Genomic DNA, 14,961 nt, shown 5'->3' with positions numbered 1-14,961 from the left:
GTCGAACCTGTAATCTTCTGATTCGAAGTCAGATGCCTTGTCCATTAGGCTACAGGCGCACAAATACCAGCCAATTCAGTTGGGGGCGTATGTTGGCGGGTTACTTCATGCGAGTCAAGCTTGAGTTCGCAGCATTAAAGCTCTAGTATTATCGACTATTTTGGATCCAGTAACCATTAACCCTTAACCGGTAACTTAAACCTATGGCACCACAATTTGTATTTCAGACGCAGAATCTGACGAAGATGTATAACGATAAGACGATCTTTCAGGATATCAGTCTGTCGTTTTACTATGGGGCGAAAATCGGCATTGTGGGGGAAAATGGCTCGGGAAAAACCACCCTGTTGCGTATTTTGGCAGGTCTCGATAATGACTTTATGGGTTCGGCCGCTCTAGGCAAGGGGATGCGGGTGGGGTATGTGCCGCAGGAGCCTCAGTTAAACCCTGCGAAAACAGTAAGGCAGAACCTTGAGGAGGCTCTGGAGCCGGTTCATGCGTTGATACGCCGTTATGATGAGGTGGCCGATAAGATGGGGGAAAAACTTCCCAAGCCTGAGATGGATAAGCTGATGGATGAGATGGGGCGCCTTCAGGACCAGATAGACAGTATGGATGCCTGGGAAGTGGATCGACTGATTGATGTGGCTTCTGATGCGTTGGTGCTGCCGCCCGATGATGCCGATGTGACCAAGTTATCAGGCGGTGAGCGGCGCCGCGTGGCCTTGTGTAAAGTTCTTTTGGAAAAACCTGATATGCTCCTGCTTGATGAGCCTACCAATCATCTGGATGCGGAGACGGTGTCCTGGCTCGAAACCACGTTGCGTGAATATCATGGTACGGTGATTATCGTTACCCATGACCGCTATTTCCTGGATCACATCACCAAGTGGATTCTGGAACTGGACAATGGGCGTGGAATTCCTTTTGAAGGCAACTATTCCTCCTGGCTCAAACAGAAGGCTGAACTCTTAAGGCAGGTGGAGAAGAAGGAAAGCCAACGCCAGAAAGTGCTGGCCAATGAGTTGGAATGGCTGGGAACTTCTGCACTCGGCCGACGCACGAAAAGCCAGGCCCGTATTTCCAGATATGAGGAACTTTCAAAGGAGCGTTTTGAGGCACGTAAAGATGATGTCTCGATTCAAATTGTTCCGGGCCCGCATTTGGGGAACAAGGTGGTGATTCTGGATGAAGTGACCAAGGGCTATGGCGGAGCGAATCTGTTGGACCAGGTGTCGTTTAATCTGCCTCGTGGCGCGGTGGTGGGGGTAGTGGGGCCCAATGGATGCGGAAAGACAACCCTGTTCCGCATGATTGTGGGCCAGGAACAGCCTGACAAGGGCGTCGTGACTATTGGCGAAAGTGTCGTGCTGTCTTATGTGGATCAACATCGTGATGCGTTACGTGATGATTTGACGGTATTTGAGGAAATCACCAACGGTCGGGAAGAGGTGGAAATGGGTGATCGTACGATGAATTCGCGCGCCTATCTGTCACGCTTCAACTTCCGTGGCGCCCAGCAGCAGAAAAAAGTTGGGAAACTGTCAGGTGGTGAGCGTAATCGCGTTCATTTGGCCAAGATGCTGCGGCGGGGTGGCAATGTGTTGTTGCTCGATGAGCCGACCAATGATTTGGATGTCAACACGATGCGTGTCCTGGAGGAAGCCATTATGGAATTCCCCGGCTGTGCCATGGTCATCAGTCACGATCGATATTTTTTAGATCGTATTTGCACGCACCTGTTGATTTTTGATGGGGATGGTAAATTGCGGTGGTTCGAGGGAAATTTTGCGGACTATGAGGAGAAAGTGCTGGCAGGCAACAGCGAGCGTCTGCTTCATCGCCGTGGTAAATACAAGAGACTTGCACTGAGATAAGGTTTATCTTTTTCTTGGCGTCATAAAGCGGGGTGGGGTATTCTTATGGCTGTGAAAATGAATTCAAAATTTATTGTACGTAATGCGGGCTTTACGGATGCGGATGGGATTTACAGTCTGATCAAGGCCTATCCGAAAGAACTCCTGCCGCGTCCCATTTCTGATATCGCAGAGAATATCGATCGTTTTATTGTCTGCGAGAAAAACGGACAGATTGTTGGAACGGTTTCCTGGTCAATTTTACCTGAGATAGGCCATGCCCGGCATCCGTCGGTTGAAATCAAATCTCTTTCAGTGAAGCGGAGTTTTCGGAAACACGGTGTGGGCCGCATGCTGGTTGAGGCCGCCATTGCGCGGATTCAAGTTCTGAAACCTTCTCAGTTGATTGTATTGACCTTCACCCCCGGTTTTTTTGCCAAGATGGGGTTCCATGAGGTCCCGAAGGCTTCGCTCATGCATAAACTCTATATGGGTTGCATTAACTGTGCGAAATACGATTCGCCCTTTACTTGTCCCGAAGTCGCCATGGCGATGGATGTTTGAACCTATCGCCTATGACTCCATTTGTTCATCTCCACGTTCACACTGAATACAGCATGCTGGATGGAGCTTGCCGCATTAAGGATATTGCGGCAGCCGCTCAGGCCATGGAGATGCCCGCGCTGGCGATTACTGACCACGGAGTCATGTATGGGTCGGTTCCTTTCTATGAGGCCACCCGCGAAAAAGGGGTTAAGCCGATTATCGGGTGTGAATCCTATGTGACTTCCGGCAGTCGCTTCGACCGGAAAACTGAAAACTCCTCGAAATCCCATGCCAACCATTTGGTATTGCTGGCGAAGAATGAAACGGGGTATCGGAATTTGGTCAGGCTGATCAGTGCTGCCCATCTGGAAGGGTTTTATTATAAGCCCCGCATTGATCATGAAATCCTGGCAAAATATTCCAATGGACTGATTGGTCTCTCCGCCTGCTTGAAAGGTGAAATCCCCGAGCGACTGAGGGATGATGATGAAGACGGGGCACTTAAGTTGGCCGGACTCTATTCTGACATTCTGGGCAAAGATAATTTCTATCTTGAAGTTCAGGATCATCTGATGCCGGAGCAACGCAAAGTCAACAAGGCGTTGGCGGCGTTGGCTAAGAAAACAGGATTGGGGTTGGTCGCGACCAATGATGCCCATTACTTGAAGCGGGAACATGCCGCCGCACACGAAGTCATGCTGTGTCTCCAAACTCAGACCGTCATGAGTGACGCCAAGCGCATGAAATATCCTTCTTCCGAGTTTTATTTCAAGAGTGGAGATGAGATGGCTGCGATTTTTCGGGATATTCCGGAATCCATTACCAATACCCTTAAAATCGCCGAATGTTGTAACTATGAATTTGAGTTTGGCGGGCTTCATTTTCCACTTTTCAAAGTCCCTGTGGATATTACGCAAAAGGATTACCTGCTCAACTTGTGTCACAAGGGGTTGTTGAAGAGATATGGGGTTCAGGCTCTCAATCAGCCGATAGATGAGCGTGAAAAAGAACTCGTGACGAGGTGTTTGTATGAGCTTTCCATTATTGAGCGGATGGGGTTCATCAATTATTTCCTGGTGGTGTGGGATTTCATCAATTTCGCCAAGACCAAGGGAATACCTGTTGGGCCTGGACGTGGGTCCGGTGCGGGAAGTCTGGTGGCCTATCTTCTTGAAATCACCGGTATTGACCCCATTCGTTATGATCTGATTTTTGAGCGTTTTCTGAACCCTGAACGAGTATCCCCGCCTGACTTCGATATTGATTTTTGTCAAACCCGGCGCGGCGAGGTGATTGAGTATGTCAAGGACAAGTATGGGCGTGAAAATTGTGCCCAGATCATTACCTTTGGTTCGTTAGGGGCTAAGACCGTGATTCGAGATATCGGGCGTGCTTTGGAATTGCCTTATTCCGAGTGCGACCGGCTGGCCAAGATGATTCCCGATGATCCCAAGATTACTTTGGCGAAGGCACTGGAACTGAATCCTGAATTCAAGAAGGCCTCTGTAACAGAACCGAATTGTACGCGAATTCTTGAATATGGGGTCGTGTTGGAGGGCCTGTTGCGTAACGCCGGTACACATGCGGCTGGTGTTGTGATCGGTGAAAAACCGCTGATTGAGATTGTTCCGTTGACGCTGGATAAAGAAGATCAGGTTATTACACAATATGCCATGGATCCCATCGGGAAAATTGGTCTTTTGAAGATGGATTTTCTCGGCCTGAAGACCCTGACCGTGATTCAGGAAGCAGTGGATTGGGTCAAGTCTACCCGAGGGGTGAGCGTGGATATTGATACCATTCCCATGGATGATTTGAAAACCTTTGAGCTGCTGCAGCGGGGTGATACCGTGGGGGTATTCCAGTTTGAATCTGGAGGCATGCGCGACAATTTGCGCAAACTCTGCCCTACGATCATTGATGAGATTATCGCTATGAATGCCTTGTATCGGCCGGGGCCGATGCAGTTTATTGATAGCTTTATTAATCGCAAGCATGGTCGCGAAAAAACCGAGTTTGGCCATCCCCTTCTTGAGCCGATTCTCAAGGGGACCTATGGCTATATGATCTATCAGGAGCAGGTTCAGCGGGTGTCCAATGTGCTGGCCGGTTTTTCCCTTGCGATGGGCGATAATCTCCGTCGTGCCATCTCCAAGAAGAAGGCCGGTGAAATGGCCAAGATGCGCGAGAAATTCATTGAGGGGTGTGCCAAAACAAACAAGATTCCGGCCGCCAAGGCGCAGGAAATCTATGATATGATCGAAAAGTTTGCAGATTATGGGTTCAATAAATCCCATAGCGCGGCCTACAGCGTGGTCGCCATGCAAACGGCTTACCTGAAGGCGCATTACCCTGAAGAATTCATGTCTGCTCTTCTTTCGAGCGAAATGGGGAATATGGATAAGATCCCTGTATTCGTGGTTGAATGCCGGGCCATGGGGTTGGAGATTCTTCCTCCCCATATCAACGAAAGCGAAGTCCGATTCAGTCCCACAAAGGGGGCGGTTCGTTACGGGCTTGCGACCATCAAGAATGCCGGCGAAGCGGCTTGTCGCGAGATTGTGTCGGAACGGAAGCGGAATGGGCACTACAAGGGCCTCATGGACTTCTTTAGACGGTTTCAGGGGCAAGTTATCAATAAGAAGGTCGTTGAAAGTTTAATCAAGGCCGGAGCATTTGATTTTCCGGGTAGTGATCGTGCCCGATTGTTTGGCGGGATTGATTTTGCCCAGAATCGAGCCAATGCCGCCGCACGCGATAAAGCGTCGGGGCAGGGGAGTTTATTTGATCTTATGCCTGTTGAACCCCAGGTCACGGCCGATGATGGGTCGTTACCTCAGGCTGATAAATGGTCGGAAGGGCAGCTATTGGCTCAGGAGCGTGAACTGCTGGGAATCTACATGAGCGGGCATCCGCTGAGCCAGTATTCTAAGTTGCTTGAGCGCTATCAGTTGACCAACGTGGAAGGCTTGAAGTCAATTAAATCGGGAGAGCAGACCCGAATTGGGGGCTTGATATCCGAGTTATTGCCTCGTATGACCAAAAAGAAGGAGCCTATGGCCGTGCTGAAGCTGGAGGATCTGGATGGGAGTATCGAGGTAGTGGTCTATCCTGATGCCTATTTGGAGTACAAGCCAGTGTTAGCTCAGGACCAGGCGGTGATGCTTTGTGGGGAAGTGCGGCTGGATGATGAGAACAGGCTCCGTATCATCGCCAGCGAGGTCTATCCGCTTAAAGATTCCCCCTCATTGTTCGTCGAAAAATTCAGTCTGCACCTCACGGCCGGCAGAGTGAGCGAGGACCCTTCGATCCTGGAGAAAATCCGTGATGTTCTGGAGCTTCATCCCGGGCAGACGATGGTAAATTTGTGCCTGGAATATCAATCGGGGGAAAAGGTATTTCTTGATACCAGCAGCAATTTTAAAGTTACTTGTGACGAATCCCTGATTCAGGAGTTAGAACATATTCTCGGGGAAGATATGGTGTATGTGCAAGTGGCCAAAACGCCCTGTCGGAAGCCGAAGCGCGAGACGCTTTGGCGAAAAGAATCAAACTTTGGACGCACTGGATAATTACCCATGGAGTCTGCAATCAACACGGTGGTCGCCTATTCCCTCAGAACTCCTGATGGGACTGTCTATGGCCCTGTTGATATTGTCACTTTATGTGTTTGGGCGACTGATGCACGAGTCATTCCCGGCTGTGAATGGTCGGAAAATCGTGACGTCTGGTTTCCTGTGGAAAAAATCCCTGAACTGCGTCTCAACTGGTCTGTTCAGTTTGCGGATGGCACACTCTATGGCCCGTTAAATCTTCTGGCAATATGGGTGCTGGCCTCGGAAAACTCCATTCCGCCTGGAGTCAAACTAAGTGAGCTCGGAACTAAGCGTGAGGCGATCCTTGACCATTCGCTGCTGCCTCTTCTGGTTGAGGAATTCCATCAGATGCTGGCAGGTTGCGGGGCTTTGATGAGTACGGCCCTTGTGGCTTTGCGTGGAGCCCATCGTGGGGTTTTGAATGAAGCGGAGGAATGCAGCTCAAGATTGAGGGCCTTAAAGGCAAAGCTGGAGAATGCCGATCAGGATCTGGCTGTTTCCATGAGACTGAATGAGGCGCTCTCTCATCAATTGAGTGAAGCTCAGAAAACCCTTCAGAACCGGGATGCCGAAATCCGGAAACTGGAGTCTGCTGCGACGCAAGATAAGGCTCAGGCTGATACGCAGATTCAGCAATTGGAGTCCGCCGTAGCTCAAGGTAAAATTCGGACTGATACCCAGATCCGGAAACTGGAGAGCGAGGTAGCCCTTGGCAAAAATCAGGCCGAGGCGCAGGCGATTGAAATGCGCTCAAAAATAACGGCCTTGGAGGAAGCTCAGCAGCGAGCCAGCCTGCTCGCCACCCAACTGGTTCACGTGCAAGAAGGAGCGCAAAAGTTACTGACAGAAGAGCGTGCCGCCTGGTTGAAGGAATCTCAGGGCGCACTCCAGAAAAAAGAGACTTTGATTCAGCAACTGGAGGCTGCTGTGGCTCATGGTAAAATGCAGGCGGATTCACAGGCCACTGAAATGCAATCCAAAATAGCCTTGGGGGACAAAGCCTTGCAAGAAGTACAACAACGTTCAGTCGCCCTTATTGCCCAGCTTGCGCAAGCGCAAGAGAACTATCAGGTATTGGTACATGAATCTGCCAGTAAAGAAAAAGAGTCTGCCGTCAAGTTCCAGCAGATTGAGCAGGATGTATTAGCCTCAACTGAGTTGGTCGCGAAAACGATGCGTGAAGTGGATCGGAGAGAAGGTCAGTTGCGGGATTTGCAGAAAAAACTGGATGAAAAACGGCCTGTTTTTTCAACTCAGGGTACAGTCGTTGAGGCGGAAGTGATTCATACTGAGGTGCTTCAGGCCGAAGTGCTCGTGACCGAAGAGGCGGGGGATTGGACTGAAGTATCCGGTTCCGGACAACCGGACAAGGCCGACGGTAAACATGAGAAAACTGGAAATACGTCCGGAATTTTGAATAGTGTTGAGGCCCGACTCCAACAGGAGTTGCGGCAATGGGAAGTGTTGAAGCGTGAGCAGGAAAATCAGAAAAGAACCGGTGGGAAGTGGTTCAGGCGGAAATAATTATGACAGATAATAAAATCAGTTCAGATCCCGATAATAAGGGTGTTGAGGGGCTTACCGAGGTTTTGCGCTTACAGGCAGAAGCGCTGTCACGTATTTCCGAGCGCATGGCAGGAATGAATCAGGCGAGCAGTAAGTTTTCTCCCCCGCCTTCTGTAAAGGCGCAACACAGTGATGGACTGCATTTGCCGGTATTGGCCGCTGATTCAGCGCTGAATGAGGATTCGTTGCCGGTGTTGAATTCGTTCAAACAATTTTTGGATCAGGAGCGCCGTCGTGGGCGAAAGCGCTTTATGTGGGGACTGCTCGGATTTACCGTGGCATTCTCAGGAGTGCTGGCAGTCATTGTATGGATGAACAGTGAGCGCGTCCATGCGCTTAAGGCAGACATCCAGCAAACGAGTACCCGGTTTGACCGATCCCAGCAGGAGGCGAAGGCTGAACTGAAAAGAGAGGCAGAGAAGGCCTCGCAATCTGTGGTAAAGAATACGGCCTCGATACGTTCGGATATCACGCGCAACATCCTGTGGGCTCATTCGACGCTTGCTTCGAATATGACCACTGAGCTGACTGGTCGTGATGATGAGATTGCCCGGTTAAAGGAGAAAGTTTCCACACTTGAAGTGGATAACACCTTGTTGACACGGCAGGTTGCCGAATTGCTTCAGCGGGTTCAAATCATCGAGACGGACTACCTGGATAACCTGGAGCGCCCGCTGTTTGATGGGCGGAGTTCCGAGGCTGTCATTGCGGGGCGCGCCGCCTCAAATGTTCCGCCTACTGACGTTCGGCCTGCTCCCCTGACCATCAATTCCGCCCGGTATGGCCGTTCCATGCAAATGCAGGTTCCGAAAGAATAGGAATAATCCTTTTAGGGAAAATAAAAAGGGGAAGAAGATTACTCTTCTTCCCCTTTTTGATGTTACTAAGTCTAACTTATTGGGCGGCGGGGACGTCCTTTTCCGCCATGGCTGCGCGACGACTGAGCTTGACTCGCCCCTTCTCGTCGATGCCAATGCATTTGACCCACATCTGGTCGCCAACCTTGCACACATCCTCAACGTTCCGGACGTGGCAATCGGCAAGCTCGCTGATGTGAACCAAACCATCACGGCCTGGGAAAATTTCAACGAAACAACCGAATTTTGTGATCCCTGTCACGATACCGTCATAAATGGCGCCTTCTTCCGGTTCGGCGGTGATCATATTGATTTCGCGCAGAGCCAGTTGCATGCCTTCTTCCTTGCTGCTGAAGACCTTGACGACGCCATCGTCATTGATGTCAATTTGAGCGCCGCTGAGTTCGACAATACGGCGGATGTTTTTGCCGCCGGGGCCGATCAGTTCGCCGATTTTATCAATGGGAATGTTGACGACGGTGATACGCGGAGCATGGGGTGACAGATCGTCACGCGGCTTTGCGATCACACTTTCCATGTAGTCGAGGATCTGCATACGTGCGGCACGGCATTTCTCGAAAGCGGCTTCAACCAGGTTCCATTCCAAGCCCCGGATTTTGAGGTCGAGCTGGAAGCCGGTGATACCCTTACGGGTACCGCCCACTTTGAAATCCATATCGCCACAATGGTCTTCGTCGCCAAGAATATCCACGACAAGCTTGGTTTTGCCAGGCGCCGTGAATAAACCGCAGGAAATGCCGGCCACCGGACTGGTGATCGGAACGCCCGCATCCATCAAGGCCAAGGTGCCCACGCAGATGCTGGCCATTGAGCTGGATCCATTCGAGCCCATAATGTCTGAGAGCAGACGAATGGTGTAAGGATAATCCTGAGGAATGACTTCAGCCAATGCGCGTTCAGCCAAATTACCGTGTCCGATTTCCCGACGTCCGGGAGATCCGAATCGGCCGGTTTCGCCGACGCTGTAGGGCGGGAAGTTATAGTGAAGCATGAAGGATTTCGAGGTAGGGCCGCCAGTGATGGCGTCCATATCTTGAGCATCCTTGTTTGTTCCGAGCGTCACGGTGCCCAAGGCGTGGGTTTCACCGCGGCCGAAAAAGGCCGAGCCGTGGACGCGCGGGAGCAATCCGACCTTGGCAAATAACGGGCGAACTTCGTTTTCGCCACGACCGTCAATGCGTTTGCCCCGTTCCAGAACGTTTTCACGAACCACCGCGATGCTCAACTCGTCCATCGTGGCGCGTAACTGTTCCTTGGTGATGGTAGGGAAGGCCTCGGTCATTTTGGCTTTCAAGCCATCCTTGATTTTGCCCACAGTCGCATTCCGCTCCTGTTTGCCTGCAATCAAATAAGCTTGTGATAGCTCAGCACCAGCGAATTTGCGTGCCGCGTCGATGAAGGTGGTATCAGCCGGCGGCTCAACAATGACCTTGTCCGGAAGACCGGCCAATTTGCGAAGCTCAAGCTGGGCGTCGATCAGTTTCACGCACTGTTCGTGGGCGAAACGCATCGCGGCCACCAGGTCAGCTTCAGAAAGCTCTTTGGCATCCCCTTCGATCATGGTCGGGGTATTGCGATTACCGGCGTACACCAGGTCCAAATCGCTTTGTTCTCGTTCCAGAACGGTGGGGTTGACTACGAACTTGCCGTTAACGCGACCCACACGCACTCCGGCGATAGGACCGTGAAAAGCCAAGTCCGAGAGCGTCAATGCTGCGCTGGCGCCCACGATATTCAGGACATCGGCAGCATTTTCCCCATCGGCGGAGAGCAACGTGCCCACGAGTTGAACATCATTGCGGTAGCTTTCAGCAAAGAGCGGGCGAATGGGCCGGTCGGTAAAGCGGGCGGCCAAAATCTCGTTCTCTGACGGGCGGCTTTCGCGTTTGAAAAATCCGCCAGGGAATTTTCCGGCGGCGGAGAAACGTTCGCGGTATTCCACCTGTAAAGGGAAATAGTCGATTCCTTCACGAGGGGAGTCTGAGGCACAGGCGGTCGACAGGATGATGGTATCCCCGAGACGAACGGTTGCGGCACCTTTGGCTTGGAGAGCCAGAAGGCCCGTCTCAAGGGTAATGACTTTGTCGCCGATGGCGACAGATACTGAAACTTCTTTCATGATTACTTTCTAAAATTGACGTTATAAAAGCAGAACACTTCCGTTAAGTGCAGAGCACCAGCGGAGAGAGTTCTGACTGATTGCCGAATGGCATTAGCGGCGAAGTTTAAGACGTTTGATGACGTCTTGATAAATGGCTTCGTCCTTGGTCTTCATGTAATTGAGCAAGCGACGGCGTGCACTTACCATTTTGAGCAGACCATAGCGGGAGCTGTGATCCTTTTTGTGGAGTTTCAGGTGCTCTGTGAGCTCCTCAATCCGGCGTGTTAACAAGGCAACCTGAACTTCAGATGAACCGGTGTCTTTTCCGTGTCTCCGAAACTCCTTCTGAACTGTGCTCTTCTCTGTGGAATCCATACTGTGTTTGAGCCCTAATCCCTTTCTTTTCTTAACTTAATACTCTTATTTGTTACGTTCACTATAATATCGGGGTGCCACTTTTGTAAAGTACCGATCCATAATTTTTTCACGGAGGCGGAAGCCAGTGTTTGACGGGCTTTGATCTCATCCTTACGGATCTGATGAATCAAGGTTTTAAGATCCGGGTACTTCTTCTCATGACGGAGTTTTCTTAGGAAAAATACTTCAAGTTGACGTCCATACAGGTTTTGTTTGGTATCTAAAAGATATACCTCCACCAGCGGTTTTTTGACTGGTGCGACGGTTGGGCGGAATCCGAAATTCACCATTCCCGGGAAGGATTTTCCGTTAAAAATCGTTTGAACGGCATAAACACCGGTAGGAGGGTGTGCTTCGTTACAGGGAGCGAGATTGGCCGTTGGATAGCCAATCTTGCGTCCGATTTGATTGCCATGTCTGACGGTTCCCAGAATACTGTAGGGGCGACCCAGCAGGGCGGTTGATTCTCCGAGTTTTCCGGAAATAACAGTATTCCGGATCCTTGTACTGGATATCGGTTGGCCCCCGCGACGTACGGCTTCAATCTGGTGAATGGAAATGCCAGGATGGTGCGCTGCCCAATCGCACAACATCTGATGATTACCCTGACCTTTATGCCCGAAGTGCCAGTCATCGCCCATAAAAATGGCGGCGAGAGATGGAATGTCCCGTTCAAGTTTCTTCAGAAATGAGGCAGCCTGAATGGCTGCAAATTTCCGATTGAAAGGAATCAGGAGGCAGCCATCAAGTCCGAATTGCTGCAAGAGATGCAATTTGTGGGGGGAAGTGGTCAACATACGTGGTGCGGCGTCGGGATTCAAGATCTTCAGAGGGTGCGGGTCGAACGTCATCGCCCAGGCTTCCCCTCCAATTTTGCGGGCATGTTCGATCGTTCTCCGCAGTACGTTCTGATGGCCAAGATGGACTCCATCGAAGAAGCCTACGGCAAGACAGATAGGGCGTTTGCGCTCGCTCAGGCCGGACATGTGACGGACAATTTTCATGTCAGTCTTCCTGAATGATGCCCCCAAGGGAGTGGAGAGGCATCACTACATTAAGCAAATCCACCTGTTGCATGGACAGTAATTGATCCATAGTGACGGCATGACTGACATTGTAGCCGGCAGATTCGGTTCGGCGAAGTTGTGAAAGATGAGCTCCCACGCCCAGCGCTTCTCCAATGTCATGACACAGGGTACGGACGTAGGTGCCCTTGCTGCATCGGAGGACGAATGTCCCGCACGGAGGAGCGTAATCGAGGAGCCGAAACTCATAGAGGTGGATAAAGCGGGGTTTGCGCTCGATTTCCTCGCCTTTTCGGGCAAGTTTATAAAGCGGAACTCCAGCCATTTTGATCGCCGAGACCATGGGCGGGATTTGAAACATGTCGCCTTTGAATTTCGAAATGGCATCTTCAAGTTGAGCGCGAGTAATTCCCGAGGCGTCGGTTTCCTTGAGGACAACGCCTTCAGCGTCCTGCGAGTCCGTTGTGACGCCCAGTGTAATGGTGCCTTCGTAGGTTTTGTCGGATGTCATGAAGCGATTTGAAACCCGAGTCCCTCGGCCCAGAAGGATGACCAGCAGTCCCGTTGCGGCCGGGTCAAGTGTCCCCCCATGGCCGACTTTCTTCAGATTGAAATGCCGGCGAATTTTATACACGACATCGTGGGAGGTCGGCCCGGCCGGCTTATCGACCAGTAATATTCCGTCAAAAGGGTCCGTTCGGTTCATGCCGGTTCCGTGGTATCCGAATCCTTCTGCGATTCGGCGGGGATGGGGATTTTAGAGAGAATATCCAGCACGTGATCGCCCTGCTCAATGGAGGTATCCAGTACAAAGGTCAGGCGTGGCGTATATTTCAGAATGACCGCCTTGGCTACTTCGGACTGGATGTCGGCGTGGCAAAGCTGAAGTTGACGCAACATTTTGCGCCGCTCATGTTCATGGCCACGGATGGAGACGAGGACACGGGCATCGTGCAGATCAGGACTGACAATGACATGGGTCACGGTCGTGGACGACATGTCAAATTCAGTTTGGTCAATTAGCCGGTAAAGCACCACGCTAATTTCGCGACGAAGCAGTTCGTTAATTCTGATCAGGCGATCGGTCTTCATAATCCGCTTGCCCCGCGTTACAGGGTTTGGGCGATACGCTCTACTTCATAGAACTCAAGCACGTCGCCTTCGGCATAAGCCGTGAAGTTGTCCAGACGAATTCCGCACTCCTGGCTTTCTTTGACTTCACTGACGTCGTTTTGGAAGCGACGCAATGAGGCGATATTGCCTTCGAAAAGAACACTGCCCTTACGCTTGACCCGTGCCTTGAGGCGAGAGGTGATGCGCCCGCTCATGCACATACAGCCAGCGATAACCCCGCCCTTGGACATAGAGAAGACCTGTTTGACTTCCGCTTGCCCCATCATCTTTTCACGCAAGATCGGACTCAACAAGCCAGCCATTGCTTCGCGAACCTGATCAATCAGTTCGTAAATAATGCTGTGGAGCCGGATCTCGACACCCTCTTTTTTAGAAATTTTGTTGGCATTTTCATCAATAGATACATGGAACCCGAGGATGATGGCGTCGCAGGCTGCCGCCAGGAGGACGTCATTGGCTGAAATTGTACCCACCCCGCCAAGAATGGTGTTAATGGAGACCTTGTCGCTATTGATTTGCTTAAGGGCGAAATCAATGGCTTCCAGGGAACCCTGCACGTCCGACTTGATTAACACCTTGATCTCCAGGCGATCCTTGTTCTCTTTCAGCTGATCAAAAAGGGTGTTAAGCGAGGCGCGTTTAGGCGCCGTTAGCTGAGCCAGCTTGTTCTTTGCCTGGCAGGCTTCGGCGGCATCACGTGCAGCGCGGTCAGTGGCAATGATTTCAAAAGCCGCACCCGCATCAGGTACTCCTGATAAACCCAGGCATTTGACCGGGGTGGAGGCGTCGGCGGCTTTGACTTTGACCCCGTGATCATTGATCAGTGCGCGAACCCGTCCCCAGTGGGGACCACACAGAATAACGTCCCCGACATTCAAGGTGCCATTTGTGACCAGCAGATTAGCTGTCGGTCCCATGCCGGCTTCCAATTGGGACTCAATAACAAACCCCTTGGCTGGCTGGTTGGGATTGGTTTTAAGCTCCATGACTTCCGCCTGAAGCAGAATCATTTCCAGTAATTCGGGAATTCCCGCACCAGTCATGGCGCTGACGGGACAGACAATGGTTTTGCCTCCCCAATCTTCAGGCGTCATGTTGATGGCCGCCAGTTGCTTTCTGACTTTATCCGGATTTGCCTGAGGAAGATCAATTTTATTGATGGCCACAATAATGGGGACTTCGGCCGCTTGAGCATGCTTAATGGCTTCCAAGGTTTGTGGCATGAGCCCGTCACCGGCGTCTACGACGATGATGGCGATATCCGTCATATTAGCACCACGGGCACGCATGGCCGTGAAGGCTGCGTGACCCGGGGTATCCAGGAACGTGATACTTTTATCGCCCACTTGAACTGTAGAGGCTCCAATATGCTGGGTAATGCCCCCCGCTTCACCCTTTGCGATGGTGGTGTTACGAATTCGATCAAGCAGAGAGGTTTTGCCGTGGTCAACATGGCCCAAAACGGTGACGACAGGAGGCCGATGTGTTTTGACGATAGCCTTGATTTGCTGGATTACTTCGGCTTCGGTCTCTTTTTTAACCAGAGGCTTGTGTTCAATCTTTTTTTCGCGTTCCACGGTAAATCCGTGTTTTTCGGCAATACGAGCGGCATCCTTAACATCAATTTGTTCGTTAATGGAGGCCAGAACGTTCAAGCGCATTAATTCTGCGATCAGTTGGTTGGGGCGAACACCCAAAAAACCTGCGAGATCGCGGACAATGATGGGCCCCTTAAGAATAATGATCTTGCTGCCTTCAGCCGGGGCCTCAGAGGCCGGAGTGGTTACCGCCGGTGCTGCGGCTACGACGGGAGCAGCCGGCTTAACGATGACGGGTGGGGTG

At 51.3% G+C, this 14,961-nt stretch carries 11 protein-coding genes; 5 read left to right on the top strand and 6 right to left on the bottom strand.

Annotated elements, in window-relative coordinates; all coding sequences use genetic code 11:
• Nucleotides 1-203 precede the first annotated feature (203 nt).
• The 5 genes from ettA to WCI03_13575 are packed head-to-tail and all read left to right on the top strand — an operon-like array spanning nt 204 to nt 8,382.
• The gene (gene ettA / locus WCI03_13595) at nt 204-1,877 is read left to right on the top strand and encodes an energy-dependent translational throttle protein EttA (protein ID MEI8140886.1); all 1,674 of its coding nucleotides are present in this window, start codon (nt 204-206) and stop codon (nt 1,875-1,877) included.
• Between the two features lie 57 nt (nt 1,878-1,934).
• Entirely contained in the window at nt 1,935-2,420 is a 486-nt protein-coding gene (locus tag WCI03_13590) for a GNAT family N-acetyltransferase (protein ID MEI8140885.1), read from the top strand.
• Nucleotides 2,421-2,431: 11 nt separating this feature from the next.
• The gene (locus tag WCI03_13585) at nt 2,432-5,974 is read left to right on the top strand and encodes a DNA polymerase III subunit alpha (GenBank protein ID MEI8140884.1); all 3,543 of its coding nucleotides are present in this window, start codon (nt 2,432-2,434) and stop codon (nt 5,972-5,974) included.
• 6 nt (nt 5,975-5,980) lie between these two features.
• Nucleotides 5,981-7,522, top strand: a complete 1,542-nt coding sequence (locus tag WCI03_13580) for a hypothetical protein (protein ID MEI8140883.1) — start codon at nt 5,981-5,983, stop codon at nt 7,520-7,522.
• 2 nt (nt 7,523-7,524) lie between these two features.
• A complete protein-coding gene (locus tag WCI03_13575) occupies nt 7,525-8,382 on the top strand; it encodes a hypothetical protein (protein ID MEI8140882.1) in 858 nt (285 codons plus the stop codon).
• 76 nt (nt 8,383-8,458) lie between these two features.
• Here the strand turns inward: WCI03_13575 and WCI03_13570 are convergent, their stop codons facing one another.
• From WCI03_13570 to infB, 6 genes are all read right to left on the bottom strand, one after another.
• The gene (locus WCI03_13570; protein MEI8140881.1) at nt 8,459-10,561 is read right to left on the bottom strand and encodes a polyribonucleotide nucleotidyltransferase; all 2,103 of its coding nucleotides are present in this window, start codon (nt 10,559-10,561) and stop codon (nt 8,459-8,461) included.
• Nucleotides 10,562-10,654: 93 nt separating this feature from the next.
• Nucleotides 10,655-10,918, bottom strand: a complete 264-nt coding sequence (gene rpsO / locus WCI03_13565; protein MEI8140880.1) for a 30S ribosomal protein S15 — start codon at nt 10,916-10,918, stop codon at nt 10,655-10,657.
• A 14-nt stretch (nt 10,919-10,932) separates the two neighbouring features.
• On the bottom strand, nt 10,933-11,964 hold the full coding sequence (ribF, locus tag WCI03_13560) for a riboflavin biosynthesis protein RibF (GenBank protein MEI8140879.1): 1,032 nt from the start codon (nt 11,962-11,964) through the stop codon (nt 10,933-10,935).
• A 1-nt stretch (nt 11,965) separates the two neighbouring features.
• Complete coding sequence (gene truB, locus WCI03_13555) at nt 11,966-12,691, bottom strand: tRNA pseudouridine(55) synthase TruB (GenBank protein ID MEI8140878.1); 726 nt, start codon at nt 12,689-12,691, stop codon at nt 11,966-11,968.
• Nucleotides 12,688-13,077, bottom strand: coding sequence for a 30S ribosome-binding factor RbfA (rbfA, locus tag WCI03_13550; protein MEI8140877.1), 390 nt, complete (start codon nt 13,075-13,077; stop codon nt 12,688-12,690). Before rbfA ends, truB begins: the two co-directional genes overlap by 4 nt.
• 17 nt (nt 13,078-13,094) lie before the next feature.
• Nucleotides 13,095-14,961 (bottom strand): translation initiation factor IF-2 (gene infB, locus WCI03_13545; GenBank protein MEI8140876.1); only part of this gene is annotated, 1,867 nt, incomplete at its 5' end.

The sequence above is a fragment of the bacterium genome (assembly GCA_037143175.1).
Lineage (GTDB): Bacteria > Verrucomicrobiota > Kiritimatiellia > CAIKKV01 > CAITUY01 > JAABPW01.
Note: the sequence above shows the minus strand (reverse complement) of the source record. Positions and strands in the feature narration are given on the sequence as shown.

Excerpts from the sequence above, each read along its gene's own strand:
- WCI03_13585 (MEI8140884.1), top strand. The coding sequence starts at position 2,432 with ATGACTCCATTTGTTCATCTCCACGTTCACACTGAATACAGCATGCTG.
- ribF (MEI8140879.1), bottom strand. The coding sequence starts at position 11,964 with ATGAAAATTGTCCGTCACATGTCCGGCCTGAGCGAGCGCAAACGCCCT.
- rbfA (MEI8140877.1), bottom strand. The coding sequence starts at position 13,077 with ATGAAGACCGATCGCCTGATCAGAATTAACGAACTGCTTCGTCGCGAA.
- rpsO (MEI8140880.1), bottom strand. The coding sequence starts at position 10,918 with ATGGATTCCACAGAGAAGAGCACAGTTCAGAAGGAGTTTCGGAGACAC.
- WCI03_13590 (MEI8140885.1), top strand. The coding sequence starts at position 1,935 with ATGAATTCAAAATTTATTGTACGTAATGCGGGCTTTACGGATGCGGAT.
- WCI03_13575 (MEI8140882.1), top strand. The coding sequence starts at position 7,525 with ATGACAGATAATAAAATCAGTTCAGATCCCGATAATAAGGGTGTTGAG.
- ettA (MEI8140886.1), top strand. The coding sequence starts at position 204 with ATGGCACCACAATTTGTATTTCAGACGCAGAATCTGACGAAGATGTAT.
- truB (MEI8140878.1), bottom strand. The coding sequence starts at position 12,691 with ATGAACCGAACGGACCCTTTTGACGGAATATTACTGGTCGATAAGCCG.
- WCI03_13580 (MEI8140883.1), top strand. The coding sequence starts at position 5,981 with ATGGAGTCTGCAATCAACACGGTGGTCGCCTATTCCCTCAGAACTCCT.
- WCI03_13570 (MEI8140881.1), bottom strand. The coding sequence starts at position 10,561 with ATGAAAGAAGTTTCAGTATCTGTCGCCATCGGCGACAAAGTCATTACC.